12 protein-coding genes and 1 pseudogene are annotated in these 15,043 nt (G+C 64.7%); 2 read left to right on the forward strand and 11 right to left on the reverse strand.

All coding sequences use genetic code 11. The features are described from left to right. A partial coding sequence (gene lpdA / locus FFS60_RS20755) for a dihydrolipoyl dehydrogenase (protein ID WP_137823033.1) occupies positions 1-1,341 on the reverse strand: 1,341 nt, incomplete at its 3' end. A 148-nt stretch (positions 1,342-1,489) separates the two neighbouring features. Beyond that, entirely contained in the window at positions 1,490-2,371 is an 882-nt protein-coding gene (locus tag FFS60_RS20760; RefSeq protein WP_137823034.1) for an RluA family pseudouridine synthase, read from the reverse strand. 169 nt (positions 2,372-2,540) lie between these two features. On the opposite strand from FFS60_RS20760, the gene FFS60_RS20765 reads away from it, so the two are divergent. Then, positions 2,541-2,888: an I78 family peptidase inhibitor gene (locus FFS60_RS20765; protein WP_137823035.1), complete on the forward strand. Its 348-nt coding sequence runs from the start codon at positions 2,541-2,543 to the stop codon at positions 2,886-2,888. Positions 2,889-2,895: 7 nt separating this feature from the next. On the opposite strand, the pseudogene FFS60_RS20770 reads toward FFS60_RS20765, so the two are convergent. The 8 genes and pseudogenes from FFS60_RS20770 to FFS60_RS20805 form a co-directional block, all read right to left on the reverse strand. Next, a pseudogene (locus FFS60_RS20770) lies at positions 2,896-3,036 on the reverse strand (EamA family transporter); the annotation flags it as partial. 108 nt (positions 3,037-3,144) lie between these two features. Next, positions 3,145-4,266, reverse strand: coding sequence for an alanine dehydrogenase (gene ald / locus FFS60_RS20775; RefSeq protein ID WP_028631297.1), 1,122 nt, complete (start codon positions 4,264-4,266; stop codon positions 3,145-3,147). Positions 4,267-4,400: 134 nt separating this feature from the next. Further along, entirely contained in the window at positions 4,401-5,168 is a 768-nt protein-coding gene (locus FFS60_RS20780) for a slipin family protein (protein WP_028631298.1), read from the reverse strand. A gap of 2 nt (positions 5,169-5,170) precedes the next feature. Further along, on the reverse strand, positions 5,171-6,553 hold the full coding sequence (locus FFS60_RS20785) for a nodulation protein NfeD (protein ID WP_137823036.1): 1,383 nt from the start codon (positions 6,551-6,553) through the stop codon (positions 5,171-5,173). A gap of 230 nt (positions 6,554-6,783) precedes the next feature. After that, positions 6,784-7,743: a homocysteine S-methyltransferase family protein gene (locus tag FFS60_RS20790; RefSeq protein ID WP_137823037.1), complete on the reverse strand. Its 960-nt coding sequence runs from the start codon at positions 7,741-7,743 to the stop codon at positions 6,784-6,786. 298 nt (positions 7,744-8,041) lie between these two features. Further along, positions 8,042-9,193, reverse strand: coding sequence for a catalase family protein (locus FFS60_RS20795; RefSeq protein WP_028631301.1), 1,152 nt, complete (start codon positions 9,191-9,193; stop codon positions 8,042-8,044). 53 nt (positions 9,194-9,246) lie between these two features. Beyond that, positions 9,247-11,121: a di-heme-cytochrome C peroxidase gene (locus FFS60_RS20800; RefSeq protein WP_137823038.1), complete on the reverse strand. Its 1,875-nt coding sequence runs from the start codon at positions 11,119-11,121 to the stop codon at positions 9,247-9,249. 84 nt (positions 11,122-11,205) lie between these two features. Then, on the reverse strand, positions 11,206-12,309 hold the full coding sequence (locus tag FFS60_RS20805; RefSeq protein WP_028631303.1) for a GNAT family N-acetyltransferase/peptidase C39 family protein: 1,104 nt from the start codon (positions 12,307-12,309) through the stop codon (positions 11,206-11,208). Between the two features lie 217 nt (positions 12,310-12,526). On the opposite strand from FFS60_RS20805, the gene FFS60_RS20810 reads away from it, so the two are divergent. Continuing rightward, a complete protein-coding gene (locus FFS60_RS20810) occupies positions 12,527-13,819 on the forward strand; it encodes a sigma-54 dependent transcriptional regulator (RefSeq protein WP_171016553.1) in 1,293 nt (430 codons plus the stop codon). Positions 13,820-13,833: 14 nt separating this feature from the next. Here the strand turns inward: FFS60_RS20810 and FFS60_RS20815 are convergent, their stop codons facing one another. Beyond that, positions 13,834-14,430 (reverse strand): NADPH-dependent FMN reductase, encoded by a 597-nt coding sequence (locus FFS60_RS20815; protein WP_137823040.1) that lies wholly within the window; start codon positions 14,428-14,430, stop codon positions 13,834-13,836. Between the last annotated feature and the right edge of the window lie 613 nt (positions 14,431-15,043).

Genomic DNA, 15,043 nt, shown 5'->3' on the forward strand with positions numbered 1-15,043 from the left:
GGTCGGGTGGGGGTGGCAGGTGAGGGCGATGTCTTCGGCCGAGGCGGAGAACTCCATGGCCACGCAATACTCGCCGATCATCTCGCTGACGCTCGGGCCGACCATGTGCACGCCCAGCACTTCGTCCGTGCGCTCGTCGGCCAGCACCTTCACGAAGCCTTCGGTCTCATGGTTGATCTTGGCCCGGCTGTTGGCGGTGAAGGGGAACTTGCCGACCCGGTAGGGGCGTCCTTCGGCCTTGAGCTGTTCTTCGCTCTTGCCGACGCTGGCCACTTCCGGGCGGGTGTAGATCACGTTCGGGATGAGGTTGTAGTTCACCTCGGCGGCTTGTCCGGCGATGCGCTCGATGCAGACGATGCCTTCGTCTTCGGCCTTGTGCGCGAGCATTGCGCCGGAGGTCACGTCGCCGATGACCCAGACGCCGGGGGCGGTCGTCTGGTGGCGTTCGTTGGCGAGCATGCCGCGCGAATCCGTGGCCAGGCCCACTGTCTCAAGGCCCAGCCCTTGGGTGTAGGGGCGGCGACCGATGGCCACGAGCACGTAGTCGGCCTTGAGGGTTTCCGCGAGTCCGCCGGCAGCCGGTTCGATGGAAAGCTCAACGCCGGTCTTGCTGGATTTGGCGGCGGTGACCTTGGAACTGAGTTTGAAGCTCATGCCTTGCTTGGTGAGCGCGCGCTGCAGGGTTTTGGCGGTCTCGTCATCCAGGCCCGGACAGATGCGGCCCAGATACTCGACCACTGTCACCTGGGCGCCCAGGCGGCGCCAGACCGAGCCCAGCTCCAGGCCGATCACCCCGGCGCCGATCACCACCAGGTGCTTGGGTACTTCCGGCAGGGATAGGGCGCCGGTGGAATCGAGAATGCGCTCGTTGTCGATGGTCACACCGGGCAGGGGCGTCGGCTCCGACCCTGTGGCGACGACGATATTGTGGGCTTCCAGGGTCTGCTGCTGGCCATCGGCGGCGGTCACCACGACCTTGCCCGCGCCGTCGATGCGGCCCCAGCCCTTGACCCACTCCACCTTGTTCTTGCGGAAGAGGAACTCGATGCCCTTGGTCAGCGCCGTCACGCTCTCGGCCTTCTGCTTCATCATCTGCGCCAGGTCCAGCTTGGGCTCGACCTGGATACCCAGGGTAGCGAATTCCTTGCCGGCTGCGGCCTCATAGAGCTCTGAGGCATGGAGCAAGGCCTTGGAAGGCATGCAGCCGACGTTGAGGCAGGTGCCGCCCAGGGTCTCCCGGCCTTCGACGCACGCCACTTTCATGCCCAGTTGCCCGGCCTTGATCGCCGCGTTGTAACCACCTGGACCGCCACCAATCACCACCACGTCGTATGCGCTCATGGGCTCTACCTGTCGAAAAGTCGTATGGGGAATGCAGAAGCCTAGTGGACAACCAGCAGCCTTCCAGCCAGGCAATAATCTGCTTGGATTACGCCAGTAATATTATTGGTGTCATATTTCCCGTCAAGAGCACGCTCGAAGGGGGCCGTTACCAGTCCAGGCTCAGGCGGCTCTCAAAGCAGCGGGGTTCGCCGCTGATGGGGTCGTTGAAGGCCAGGCTGCGGGCGAGCAATTTGAGGGGACGCTGGTAGTCGTCCGGCCCACCTTTGTCGGTCAGCTCCGGGTAGAAGCCATCGTTGCAGATGGGCGCACCGAGGGCCGCCAGATGCACCCGCAGCTGATGCTGCTTGCCGGTGATGGGGTAGAGGTCGTAGCGCCAGAGTTCGCCGTTCTTTTCCAGCACGTCCAGGCGCGTGCGGGTGTTGGGCTCGCCCTCTACTTCCTGCATGCGGAAGAAGGGTTCGCTCTTGCCGAGGCGCGTTTCCCGCAGCAGTGGGAAGTCGAGGCTGGGCAGCGCGGGGGCTATCGCTTCGTAGCGCTTGTGGATTTCCCGATCGCGGAACAGGGCGTGATAGATGTTGCGGCTGGCCGGGTTGGCGGAGAACAGCACCAGGCCGGCGGTATGGCGGTCGATGCGGTGCAACGGCACCAGGTGGGGGTTGCCCAGGCGCCGGGTGAGACGTGCCTGCAAGGTTTCTTCGACGTACTCGCCCGCAGGCATCACCGGCAGGAAGTGGGGCTTGTCGGCCACCACCAGATGTTCGTCGATGTGCAGCACCGATTCCTCGAAGGGAATGGCCTTCTCGCCCTTCACCTCGCGGAAGTAGTGCACGCGCAGCGCCTCCTGATAGGGGTGCTCCGGGCTGAGTGGATTGCCCTCGGCGTCGGTCACCTTGCCGCCTGCCATGCGCTCTAGCCAGGTCTCGCGGGGAATGGCCGGGAAGCGCGCGCACAGGCAGTCCAGCACCGTGCTCCAATCGCCCTGGGGCAGGTGGAGGGTACTGGGGCGGATGCTCGGGATACGGGACATTGAGTGTTTCGGCAGGTTGCAGGGGCGGGGCATTAGGCCGCAGCCGACTGACCGGAGTCAAAGGCAGAGGATAGAATGCATCGGCCGTGCGCCCGCGGGCAGGAGCCCCGCCGCGATGGAAGCCCCGTTGCAGACGCACGCCAGGTTATTTTCAGAAGAGGACCGCTGTATGTACTTCAAACCGATTTCCCTCAGTCTTGCCCTTACCGGCCTGCTCCTGGCCGGCTGCAGCTCGACTGACAAGCCCACCGCGCCCACTGCCGCCAGCCCGGCCGCCGAGGTATCCACCAGCGCAGCCGCGCCGTCATTCTCCGGCACCTGCGATGCCGCCGCCGTAGCCACCCTGGTCGGCAAGACCGCCAACACTGCCCTGGTCGAACAGGCCAAGCGCCAATCCGGTGCTGAAACCGCGCGGATACTGCGCCCCCATGATGCCGTGACCATGGACTACAACTCTCGCCGCCTGAATATCGACGTGAGCGAAACCGACGTCGTCAAACAGTTCACCTGCGGCTGATCGGCCGTCAGAGCAACCTCAGCAGCACCACCCCTGCGGCGATGACCCCACACGCCAGCAGACGGATCGGCGGCAGCGGCTCCTTGAGCAGCAGCGCGCCGATCAGCAGGGCAAACAGCACACTGGTTTCCCGCAAGGCTGAAACCAGCCCGGCTCAAGACCTGCCAGAGCCACGCACAATAAAAATGGCCACGACGCAGTTGAGGGCCTAGGACTCCTGCTGCGGCGTGGCCATCGGGGCTCAAAAGCCCCTGAACTAAAGCTGTTTGAGCATTTCTTCCAGGTGCACGTAGTCCATATGGTGGGCAGCGGCGACGCTGCCGTTGGTGAGGCGTCCCTTGGCCACGTTCAGGCCATGGCGCAGGTGCAGGTCGTCTTCCAGCGCCTTGCGCGTGCCTTTCTGCGCCAGGGCGATGACGAAGGGCAGGGTGGCGTTGTTCAGCGCCAGGGTGGAGGTGCGCGCTACCGCACCGGGCATGTTGGCCACGCAGTAATGCACCACGCCATCCACCACGTAGGTCGGTTCGGCATGGGTGGTGGCCCGGGAGGTTTCCGCACAGCCGCCCTGGTCGATGGCCACGTCCACCAGCACGGCGCCTTCCTGCATGCGTGCGACCATTTCGGCGGTCACCAGCTTGGGTGCCGCAGCGCCGGGAATCAGCACGCCACCGATCACCAGGTCGGCCGCCAAGACCTGGTCACGCACGGTGCCATGGGTGGAGTAGAGCGTGGTAATGCGGTTCCCATAGAAGGAATCCAGCCGGCGCAGGGCGTCCACGCTCCTGTCCAGCACGGTCACGTCAGCGCCCAGCCCAATGGCCATGGCCAGGGCGTGGGTGCCGACCACGCCGCCGCCGAGGATCACCACCTTTGCGGGTGCGACACCGGGCACGCCGCCCAGCAGCACTCCTCGGCCACCCTTGGCTTTCTCCAGGCAACTGGCGCCGGCCTGGATGGACATGCGCCCGGCCACTTCCGACATGGGCGCCAGCAGTGGCAGGCGGCCGTGGCTGTCGGTGACGGTCTCGTAGGCGATGCAGGTGGCCCCGGAGGCAATCAGTTCGTTGGTCTGGGGACGGTCAGGGGCCAGGTGCAGATAGGTAAAGAGCGTCTGCTCGGGACGCAGGCGGGCGCGTTCCTGGGTCAGCGGCTCCTTGACCTTGACGATCAGTTCGGCCTGTTCGAAGACCTCTCCCGGGCTGCTGGCTACCTTGGCGCCGGCAGCCTGGTAGTCCTCGTCCGAAAAGCCGATGGCGACCCCGGCCTTGGCCTCCACCCAGACTTCATGCCCCAGGCGGGTCAACTCGGCTACGGATTGCGGGGTCAGGCCGACCCGGTATTCGTGGTTCTTGATCTCCTTCGGCACTCCGATACGCATGGCGATCTCCCAGGTTCTTGTTGTCCTTTCAACAAGTGTAGAAACCCACCCGTCGTGCCCTCGCCGAATAGTGGCGGGTTTTCAGGGAATCCCCCTGAAAAAGGCGGGTAAATCAGAGTGTCGCTGGAAGGCTGTCAGTCTTCCTGGTCCTTTTGCCTTCTTTTTTGCATACCGCCGAGCAACTCCACTGGAAGGGGGAAGACGATGGTTGTGGTCTTGTCGTTGGCGATGGAGCCCAGGGTCTGCATGTAGCGCAATTGCATGGCGCCAGGCTGGCGGCTGAGCATTTCCGCGGCCTGCATCAGTTTCTCCGAGGCCTGCAGCTCACCGGCTGCGTGGATCACCTTGGCTCGCCGTTCGCGTTCGGCCTCGGCTTGGCGTGCAATGGCACGCACCATGGTTTCGTTGATGTCCACGTGTTTGATCTCGACGTTGGACACCTTGATGCCCCAGGCATCGGTCTGCGCGTCCAGGGCTTGCTGGATGTCGACGTTGAGCCGTTCGCGCTCGGCCAGCATCTCGTCCAGTTCATGCTTGCCGAGCACCGCGCGCAGCGTGGTCTGGGAGAGCTGGCTGGTGGCCATGAGGAAGTTCTCCACCTGGATGATGGCGCGCTGTGGGTCGAGCACACGGAAGTAGACCACCGCATTGACCTTCACCGAGACGTTGTCGCGGGAGATCACGTCCTGGGGCGGCACGTCCATGACCACGGTTCGCAGGTCGACCCGAACCATCTGCTGGATGGCCGGGATGATCAGAACCAGCCCCGGCCCCTTGACCTTCCAGAAACGCCCGAGTTGGAACACCACGCCTCGTTCGTACTCGCGCAGGACGCGGATGGCCGAGACCGCCAGCACGATCAGCAGGAACAGGAAGGTGGCAAAGCTCAGCGGAAAGGCCATGGTCAGTCTCCTTTGGGCGAACGTTCATCCGCCGTCACGTCCAGCAACAGTCCATTGCGCGCCAGCACGCGCACGCGCTGGCCGCTCCTCAGGGGGGCATCGCTGCGCACCTGCCAGCGCTCACCCTGCAATTGCACCCAGCCGCTGCGCGCGTCGTCCGTCACCAGGTCGAGCAGGGTGGCTTCGCTCCCTACCAGGCCTGCGTCGCCACTGACGAGCGCACGCCGGCGGGCGCGGACGGCCATGGCAATGATGGCGAAGATCACCAGCGAACTGGATAGCGCCACCGTGATGATCAACGAGAGGGGAATGCCAAAGCCCGGCACCTCGGTGTCGATCAGGATCACGGCGCCGACCACGAAGGCGGCGATGCCGCCGAAGCCGATGATGCCGAAGCTGGGCATGAAGGCTTCCGCCGCCATGAACAGGATGCCCAGCAGGATCAGCGCAACGCCGGCGAAGTTGACGGGTAACAGCTGCAGCGCGTAGAGGGCGAGGATCAGGCAGATGCCGCCGATCACGCCACCGACGCCACTGCCGGGGTTTGAGAATTCGAAGATCAGTCCGTAGACCCCGATCATCATCAGGATCAGCGCGACGCTGGGGTTGGTGATCACCGCGAGGATCTGCGCGCGCCAGTCCGGCTCGCGCTGGATCAGCGGCGCACCGTTGGTGGCCAGTGTGAGTTTCTGCCCGGCGATGTCGAGGGTCTTGCCGTCGAGCTGGCGGAGCAGGTCGTGGAGGTCATGGGCCACCAGGTCCACCACCTTCAGGCGCCGGGCATCGGCAGCGGAGAGGCTGACGGACTCGCGAACCGCCTTTTCGGCCCAATCCGCATTGCGTTCGCGCATCTGTGCCAGGCCGCGGATGTAGGCGGCCGCATCATTGACCTGCTTGCGGGTCAGGGTTTCCTCGTTGCTGCGTTGCGCGGCCTTCTCATCCTTCTGCTTCTCGTCCTTGTCGCCGCTGGGCTTGCCGCCTTCCGGCTGCCCCGGCATGCCGCCGATCTGCACCGGCGTCGCCGCCCCGAGGTTGGTGCCCGGCGCCATGGCTGCGATATGGCTGGCGTAAAGGATGTACGTGCCGGCGCTGGCAGCCCGTGCGCCGCTGGGTGCGACGAAGCTGGCTACTGGCACGGGGCTGGCGAGGATCGCCTTGATGATGCTGCGCATGGAGGTGTCGAGGCCACCGGGTGTGTCGATCTGGATGACCACCAGTTGCGACTTGTCGGCCTCCGCGCGTTCGATGCCACGGGTCAGGTAGTCGGCGGTGGCCGGGCCGATCGGGCCGTCCACGGTCAGCACGGTGACGCTACCGGCGGCCAGCAGCGTACCGGGCAACAGCATGACCAGGCACAGGAGCCTGCGTAGCAGCCGGCGGATCATGGCGACCTCCCGCTATGCCGTGTTCACTTACAGCATAGTTGAGGCCATTTGTCGGGTATTTGCGGAGGGGATGGAGGAATGATGGGCGATGTCAGCATTACGTGTTGCAGGCAGCTGCATTGCCCGTAGGAGCTGGCTTGCCAGCTCCTACAAGGCTCTTGGCCTCTCGCAACAGCTAACGCAGACATAGCGAATGAATTCGCCCCTACAGGCCTGGGACTGATTCGCCCTTACAAGGCCGCGCGGAAGAGCGGTTTGCACGCCTTGGCTATCTGCTCGACATGGCGGTGGTCGGTGCCGCAGCAGCCGCCCATGACGTTGATATGGGGCAGGCGCTGGCGCAGCCGGGCGTACTGCGCACCCAGTTCCTCGGGGTCGCCGCTGTCCAGGGCCGTGGCCTCGTTCAGTTCGGCGTGGCTCTTGCGCGAGGCATTGGCGCGAAGCCCGCGTATGCGTTGCACCCAGCGGCTGCCCGGTACCAGCACGTCCTCGAAGTGGTCAGGGTGGGCGCAGTTGACCATGTAATAGGCCGGATAAGAGGCGGTGGCGCTGTCCACCTGTTCGATGGCCTCTTTCAGCGGCTGGCCGGTGGGCAGCCTGCCGTCGGTTTCCACGGTGAAGGAGATGGCCACGGGTAGGCGCAGCTCGCGCGCGGCCAGGGCGACGCCCAAGGCTTCTTCCACGTAATTCATGGTGATGGCGGTGACCATGTCGGCAGCGGTTTCGGCGAAAACGCCGATCTGTTCGCTGTGGTACTGCTGGGCCTGGAACTCGTCCATGGCTTCATCGGCGATGTAGCCATCACCCCGCGGGCCAACGCAACCGGAGATCACCACGGGGGTGCGGCCACTTGCTACTTCATTGCGCAGCGCTTCCAGCAGGGCGATGGCCTGGCGGTTGGCCTCGGCCAGGCCTTGGGGTGTGAATCCGAGGCGAGTGGCCCAGTCGGGGTTGGCGCGCCACGTCGGGCTTTCCAGAATCAGGCCGGTGCCGTAGTGGCTGGCGATGGCGCAGTAGGCGCGGAAGTATTTGCGCAGGGCGTCCTGGCCATCGGGGTAGTTGAGCAACACGAAGGCGGCGAAGTCGGGGAGGGCAATGCCTTCGTGGAAAACCAGGGTCGTTTCGATGCCGCCATCAGTCAGGAAAAGTTCGCCCTCCAGTTGTGGAAGGGCGCCGCGATATTGGGCCATGGTGTTGACTCCGTGACCTGTGGACGTGGACGTCCGCAGTGGGCCTCATGGCGAAGGCGGGGCGGACAGCCGGATTGGCCTCGGGCTTGTTCCGCGGTTGAAGGTGTGGCCCGTAGGCACTACGCCGGGCGGGCTCTGGCGCCCGGTGGGTAAGAGGAAAGGCTAGCACCCGTGCGAGGCCTAGCTGCGGTGGGCTGATGGGTGGGGGCAGCGCAGCTGCCCCAATCGGACCGATGGGCAGGACTTCGTTCTGCTTGGCGAATGAATTCGCCCCTACGAAAACGATCGCGCCCACACGTCAGGGCGCGGTCGCGTCACTCGCTTCGTTGCGTTCATGGCGATACGCGCTCACCGCTTCGTAGACCGCCTTGCGCAGTCGGTTGATGCCGCCGATGGGGCGGTGTTCGGGCAGGCCATGCCAGGGGTTGAAGGACAGGTTGTCACAGGCGAGGTTCTGCTCGCGGCTGTCGAAGTCCTGGGCCGGGACCTTGATGGTGGCAACGGTCACGAAGGGCGAGATGGACTCGTCCCACTCCACGCTGGTGTCTTCGATCGGCATGTAGTGCTGGGCGTTCTGCTTCTGAACCTGGAGCGCGAAGCAGGCCGGCACCCGGTCCAGCGACAGTTGCTGGTAGAGGGCGTTGCGCAGGAAGTTGGGCAGCGCGGTGTTCTGTTCCGGCAGCTGGTAAGGCGGGCAGCTCTGCGGGTCGGGGATGACCCGGTACTTGATGTTCGCTTCGCCCAGCTTGTACGGCGAGATCGAGCTGTAGGTGGCACTGACCGGGCTGTCCGGTGCTGGAGCCAGGGTCTTGAGGGCAATGACCAAGTGGCGGATTTCCCAGCTGCGTGGGTCCCAGCTGGGGAAGAAGGCACCGACTTTCTCGCCATTGGCCTGGGCGTTGAAGTTCTGCCGGTACTGGGCCACGTCGCGCACGAAGAACACCGGATGGTTGAACATCACGAAGTCCTGTTCGTTGGCGTGCGTCGGGCTCTTCATCAGTTTCTCGCCAGGCACGTCGAGCAGCTTGATCGCCATGCCACGAGCGTCGCGCGCGCTGTCGAATTGCGGGTAGGCATTGCCGTTGGACAGGCGCATCCAGGCCTGCCAGGTCTTGCCTGGTTCGGCGAAGACGCCGGCGCGCAGGTCGCCATCGAGGTTCGGCAGTACGCTGACTTCCGCCTTCACGCAGCCATGGGCCTTGGCGTGGGCGTCGCGCAGTACACGGGTGTTGTCGCGGTGTTGTTCGACGATGCGCACGGCGTCGTCGATGATGGCGCGGGTCTGCGCGGCCTCATCGGCGGGAATGACCTCTTCGGTGGCGACCGGGCCGGAGAATTTCCAGCCGTAGTAAGCCTCACCCGCCAGCCAGCCGATGAGGCCGACGACCAGCACGAAGAGCAGGAGTTTGCCGAGTACTCGGCCGAGCCAGAGCCAGAAGCGCTTGAGCATGGGTGCTTGAGTCCTTTGTCTGCTGCAGTCGGGGCGTGGTCAGGAACCTGGTCCTAACCCGCGCAGTCCGGGCCGGGTGTCCAGGGCCTGGCTTCGACTGGTGTGAGTTGGCCTTCCAGTGCCGGGTTGCCCAGAACCTTGAGGTATTCGATCAGTGCCAGGCGCTCGTCCGGCGACAGGGCGCGGCCGATCACACCGTCCTTGCGGCAGCCATCGCGGAACTCATGCCCGTGGTTGCCGTTGCCCTTGATGGTGGTGTCCAGCAGGAAACTGCCGGGGAACGCCGAGGTCTGGAAGCCCACGAATTTCGGGTCGTACTCGAAGCTGCCGACATTGAACTGGCTGACCCGCTCGGTGACCGGCGAGAGCAGTTGGAACAGGGTCGGGACCGAGCCGTTGTGCAGGAAGGGCGGCGTGGCCCAGATGCCGTCCAGCGGGCGCGCCTTGTAGCCGCGCTTTTCCTGCACGCCGATGGGCAGGCCGAAACCGTCCATGCGAGCGCGTTCGTCACCGGAGATGCCGGCTTGCTTGTAGGCCTGGTCTTCAACGAAGGCGGTGATGTAGGCCAGGCCCTTGGCACTGGAGATGTTGCTGAAATCCACCTGGTCCAGCTTGGCGCCGAACAGCTTGACGTCGAGCTTGGCCAGTTGCTCGTGGGTCCAGCCCAGTTTGCTGATGTCGAAGCGGTGGTCGGCGATGTTGTCGGCCGTGGTGGAGTCGGTGCCGATGATGTCGATGGGCACGATGCGCATGTGCCATTCCGGGTCGCGGCCGGGGGCCATGCGTTGCTCCGGCGGCACGACGTTAGGGGCGTGGCAGTAGGCGCAGTTCTCGACGAAGAGTGCGCGCCCCTGGCTTGCGCGAGCCAGGTCCACTTTGCCGAGGACGGCTTCCGGCCAGGTGGGTGGGGTGAGTTTCTTCAGGGTTTCTTCCAGGGTATGGAGGTCACGCACGCGCACGCTGGAGGCGTAGCGGTCGGCTTCCGGCACCTGTCCACCGTCCGGCTGGAACAGGTGCAGGCTGGCGCCTACGCCGAGGGCTTCGCCGATGTTGCGGGCCATGGGCTGCATGGCCGAACCGTTCCACTGCACCCAGTCGAACTTCCAGATATCCCAGAGGTGCGGGTAGCTCACCGGGGCGTCGGCGATCCGGTAGTTGTCCGGGCTGATGGCGTCGCCATAGACGCTGTTGGCGATTCGGCCGAAGGCGTCGGTGCGGCCGAAGCCTTCTTCGGTGGGGTAGAGGCCGCGATGGGTGTCGTTCCAGGCGGTACCGAGCAGGCGGTCGAGGACTTTCTTGAACTCGCTGCGCAGTTCCCTCTTGCCGTCGGGGTAGCGCTCGCCCAGCACAGTCTCGGCGAAGCGGTTGAACTTCAGCGGGTTGTAGTAGGTGAAGGCCATGCTCATGCCCAGTGCCTGGCCGAAGCTGCCACCGCGCAGGGTGGGGACGGTGGAGGCCAGGGAGTGCAGGGCGGCCCCGCCGTCGATACGCACCGCCTGGCCTTTGTAGCGCAGTTCTCCGGTGTGGCAGGCGGCGCAACTGATGTCCAGGTACTGCACGCCGGTCTTCTCGTCTTCGTGGCGAGCCATGCCCACCGGCAGGTTGCCAGGGTTCAGCGGCGTGGGTTTCTGCTGCGGGTCTATCAGGAAACCGAAGCGCGCCAGGTAGTCCGGATGGGCGAACTTGTCGCGGGAGAAGGGTAACTCGAGGGCGGTGAACCACGCGTAGCGCAGCCCCTTAACCGTCGTGCCCTGGGGGGTGTAGTAGTAGGTCTGGCGCTCCTGGTCGCTCCATTGGTCCAGGTAGTGCAGCTGGTTAGGTGCCTGGTAGGCCGGAAGATTGGGGTTGGCGATGTAGTAAAGGACAACCGCAAGGCCTGCGAGCAGGAGAAATAGCACCAGCCAAAGGACACGGCGGAGAGCGCGCATCAGATACTTCCTTGTAGCTTGCTGAAATTGCCTACGTTATGCCAATCGGTTGGGGTGTTGGCAAGGTGCTACTACGCAATAGCGCTAAGTCCCTCGCGGGTAGAGCACCACTGCCGCACGCTGCTTACCCTGACCGAAGTGGCTTATGCGCTCGAATTCCCGATGGGTGACCGGGACGTGCTGGCAGTCCTGTGGGCGTCGCTGCAAGCTGCGCTCGGCGTTGGGGTCGTGCAGGTAGATGAAATTGCGGTCGCAGTCGGTGACCAGGACCCAGTGGGGGGCGCGGCTGCGGCTGCGGCGATGGCCGTCTACCAGCACCAGGGGCTGGCCACCGGACGCCAGCAGTGGGCGCAGGTCCAGCTCTTCGCCCAGATGCTGCTCGATGTCGGTGTCCTTCAGGGCGCTGCAGAAATCGTCGTGGGCCTGGCGGATCACGTCGCGTTTGCCGGCGTCGCGTACCTCATCGAGAAACGGTGGTCCCTGGTCGCTCAGGTGCAGCCTGACCCGGTAACCGCGTCTCCAGGCCGCCAGCGCAAGGCCATGTGGGCTGCAGCCGCCGTGGCCGCCGGGCATGTGTACGCTGCTGGCTTCGCGCCAGAGGCGCAGCTCGTCCTGGTGGTTGCCGGGCACGACGCCGTCCAGGGCGCCCATGGCCATCAGCAGGCACGCGGGGCCGCAGGTGAACTCGGTGGTCTGGTGGTAGTACGGAACGTGGCGCTGCAAGGCTTGCGGATGCTGCACCACGCGCTTCTCCATGCGCAGGGCATCGCGGTGGCCGGGGAGGAAGTCCGTCAACAGCCCCAGGTTGCTGTAGCCATTGCGCTCGAACAGGGCCACTGGCTGGCGATCGTCCACGCACACCTCCAGTCGCAAGTAGGCACAGTCATGCTCACGGGCGGCGGTTTCGGCCGCTTCCAGCAGACGTTGGCCGATGCCGTTGCCACGTGCACGGGGGTCGGTGGCGATGGAGTGGAGGCGGGCCAGTGTGCTGCCCTGGCGAAACAGCACCAGGGCATAACCCAGGAGGGAGTGGCCGTCGCCCTCGACGACCGTGAGGTGGGCGTTGGCTTCCACCATCATCCAGCGGAACTGTTGCCGGCCGAGGCGGGCAACCTCGAAACAGCGACTCTCAAGCTCCACCAGCGCCGACAGGTCGTCGAGCGTGGCGGTACGCAGAAGCAGGTTCATGGCAGGCCCCGCAAGGCAGGGAAGGAGTCGCCCGAGTATTGGCCTTGATTGGAACGCTGTCGAGACGCTTCCGGGGTGTGGGGGCCAGACGAAAGCGCGAAGGGAAATTGCCCTTATAGAGAAACGTTCCAAAGACCGCCAAGGTTCTTGCTAGCGTTACAAATGGCCGTCACAACCTATTGTTTTTATTGATAAATCAATTTTTTGACGTCAAGGAATGTTCATCGTGGAATCTATCTCCTCCGCACCGCGACGTCTCATGTTGGTCGACCCTTGCGACCACTGCCGGCGGATCCTCCCGCACCTGGAAGAAGCCGGTTGGTCAGTCTCCAGCCAGAGCCTGGATGCGGCGCTTGCAGCGAGCTACGACATCGGTCTGCTGCGCTTGCGCAGCGGCCACCTGGAGCGTCCGGAAGGGGTCAAGCACCTGATTAGCCGCAGCGGTACGGAATGGATCGCCCTGGTCGATCCGATGACCGAGCCGGTGTCGGGGCTGGACGAGTTCATCGGTGAGTGGTTCTTCGATGCCCTGCCGCTGCCGGTGGACATGCCGCGCCTGCAGGGCCTGTTGGGGCGCGCCATCGGCATTGCCCGCTTGCGCGGCATCGGCAATCGCCGCGGCGACCAGCATGAGCTGCTGGGGCAGAGCCGGCCGCTGCGCGAGCTGCGCAAGCAACTGTCGCGCCTGGGGCCGAGCGAGAAGCCCGTGCTGATCCTGGGTGAAAGCGGCAGCGGCAAGGAATTGGTAGCGCGCACGCTGCACCGGATGTCGCGACGGGTGGCCGGACCATTCGTCAGTTTCAACTGCGGTGTGCTGCCGGAACCGGAAACCGCGAGCCTGCTGTTCGGCCATCAGGGCAAGCTGGCTTCTGCCAATGGCGGCACCCTGTTCCTCGATGCCATTCATGAGCTGCCGCTGAGTCATCAGGAGCGACTCTTGACCTGCTTGCGCAGCAAGACCCTGCGCCACGCCGACGGTGAGGTGTTGGCGCTGGATGTGCGGGTACTGGCCTCAACGCGGGAGGAACTGGGCGAGATGGTGGAGCAGGGGCGTTTCCATGCCGCGATGCGTCAGTGGCTGGAACAGAACCGCTTGCTGATCACGCCGCTACGCAAACGCCAGGGCGATATCGCCCTCCTGGCCGGATACTTCGCTGATCTTTACAGCCTGGAGGCCGGGCGCCGAGCCAGTCATTTCAGTGAGGAGGCCCTGGCCGCGATGTCTCGCCACCGGTGGCCCGGCAATGTACGCGAACTCGCCAGCCGGGTAAGGCGCGGCTATGCCTTGGCCGAGAGCGGACCGATCGAAGCGGATGACCTGGGGTTGCAGAGTGCCCCAGTGGACGGTGCCTTGCTGGGCACGCTGGAAGACTACAAGCGGCGGGCCGAGTACCAGGCGTTGTGCGACGCGCTGGCCCACTACAGCAGCAACCTCAGCCATGCGGCCAAGGTGCTGGGGGTATCGCGGCCGACGTTCTATCGGCTGCTGCATAAGCATCAGTTGCTGTAGCGCAACTGCCGCGTTTACATGCCGTTGGCGAAGGCCGGGATGCTCATGTCGATGGCTTCGCGAACCGGCTTCAGCGCTTCGGCGTAGCGGGCGAGGATGTCCAGGTCGTAGTCCATGCGTGCGCGGATGCGCTGGTCGTCTTCACTCACCGGCTCGACGTCGTTCAGGACTTTCTCCACGCCACGAATGATCAGGTGCTCCGGCAGGTAGCAGAGGCGGCAGTTCTTGAAGCTGGAGGCGCGCAGCTCGCTGATTGGGTAGCCACCGCCAATGCCGGAGGAGACGCCAACCAGCAGGCCCGGCTTGTGCGCCAGTTCGGCTTTGCTGGCGTAGATGAAGAAGTTCTTGATGGCCGGGCAGGCCATGCCGTTCCACTCGGGGGCGATGACGACTACCGCGTCGGCGTCACGCAATTGCTGCTGGTATTCGCTCCAGGGACCGGTGTCTTCGGCCGGCCACAGGGGCAGCGGACCTTCGCCGAGGTCGATGATGCTGCAGGAGCTGGGGCTGGCCTTGTCGAGTTCGATCAGGCGCTGGCGGATGAAACGGGCGACCTTGCCCGATTGGCTGTTGGCGCGGCTGGAGCCGGCGATCAGGACGATGTTCAGCATCTGGGGGTTCCTTGTTTAGACCGCGGGCAGGCTAGCGGGCGGCGTACGAGCCGGCAAGGGAGTGGACGTCAGTCCGAGGTGCGGATGGTGCCAATGAAGGTCGGGGCGGGGGATATGGGCTCTTGGGCAGGCCTGCGGCCTGCTTGGCGAATGAATTCGCCCCCACAGAGAAGCGGAACGGCGCTGGTGAGCGCGAAGTTGCCGGCGCGCGTCACCCCTCTCCCAGAGGGCGAGGGGTGACTCGCGCCGGCGAGGCACGAACCATCCTGAAGCCCGCACGGGCCTGACACCGGGCAGACGTGGTGGGGCAGCGACTACGCCCCTTCAGGAGGCTGAGTGGAATCGTTGCGCAGGGGGACGAGCGGCATGGATGCCGCGAGAGGCGTGTGGGGCCATGGATGGCCCCTCGCGCCGGGCCCCCGGAGCAACGATGGAGGGAGGGAACCCGACGAAGTCGGGCCGGATGGTGGGGCAAGCCCTTTTGGTTTCTTTTGGGGCGACTGCCAAAAGAGACTCGCCTCGGAAGGCGAAACCAGAAACATCCGCAGAACTCGGCAATCAACTTGGCGAAGGACGTTCTAGCAACACTTAACGCAGACATAGCCAATGAATT

Origin of the sequence: Pseudomonas sp. D(2018) (genome assembly GCF_005502555.1) — a bacterium.
GTDB classification, from domain to species: Bacteria; Pseudomonadota; Gammaproteobacteria; order Pseudomonadales; family Pseudomonadaceae; genus Metapseudomonas; species Metapseudomonas resinovorans.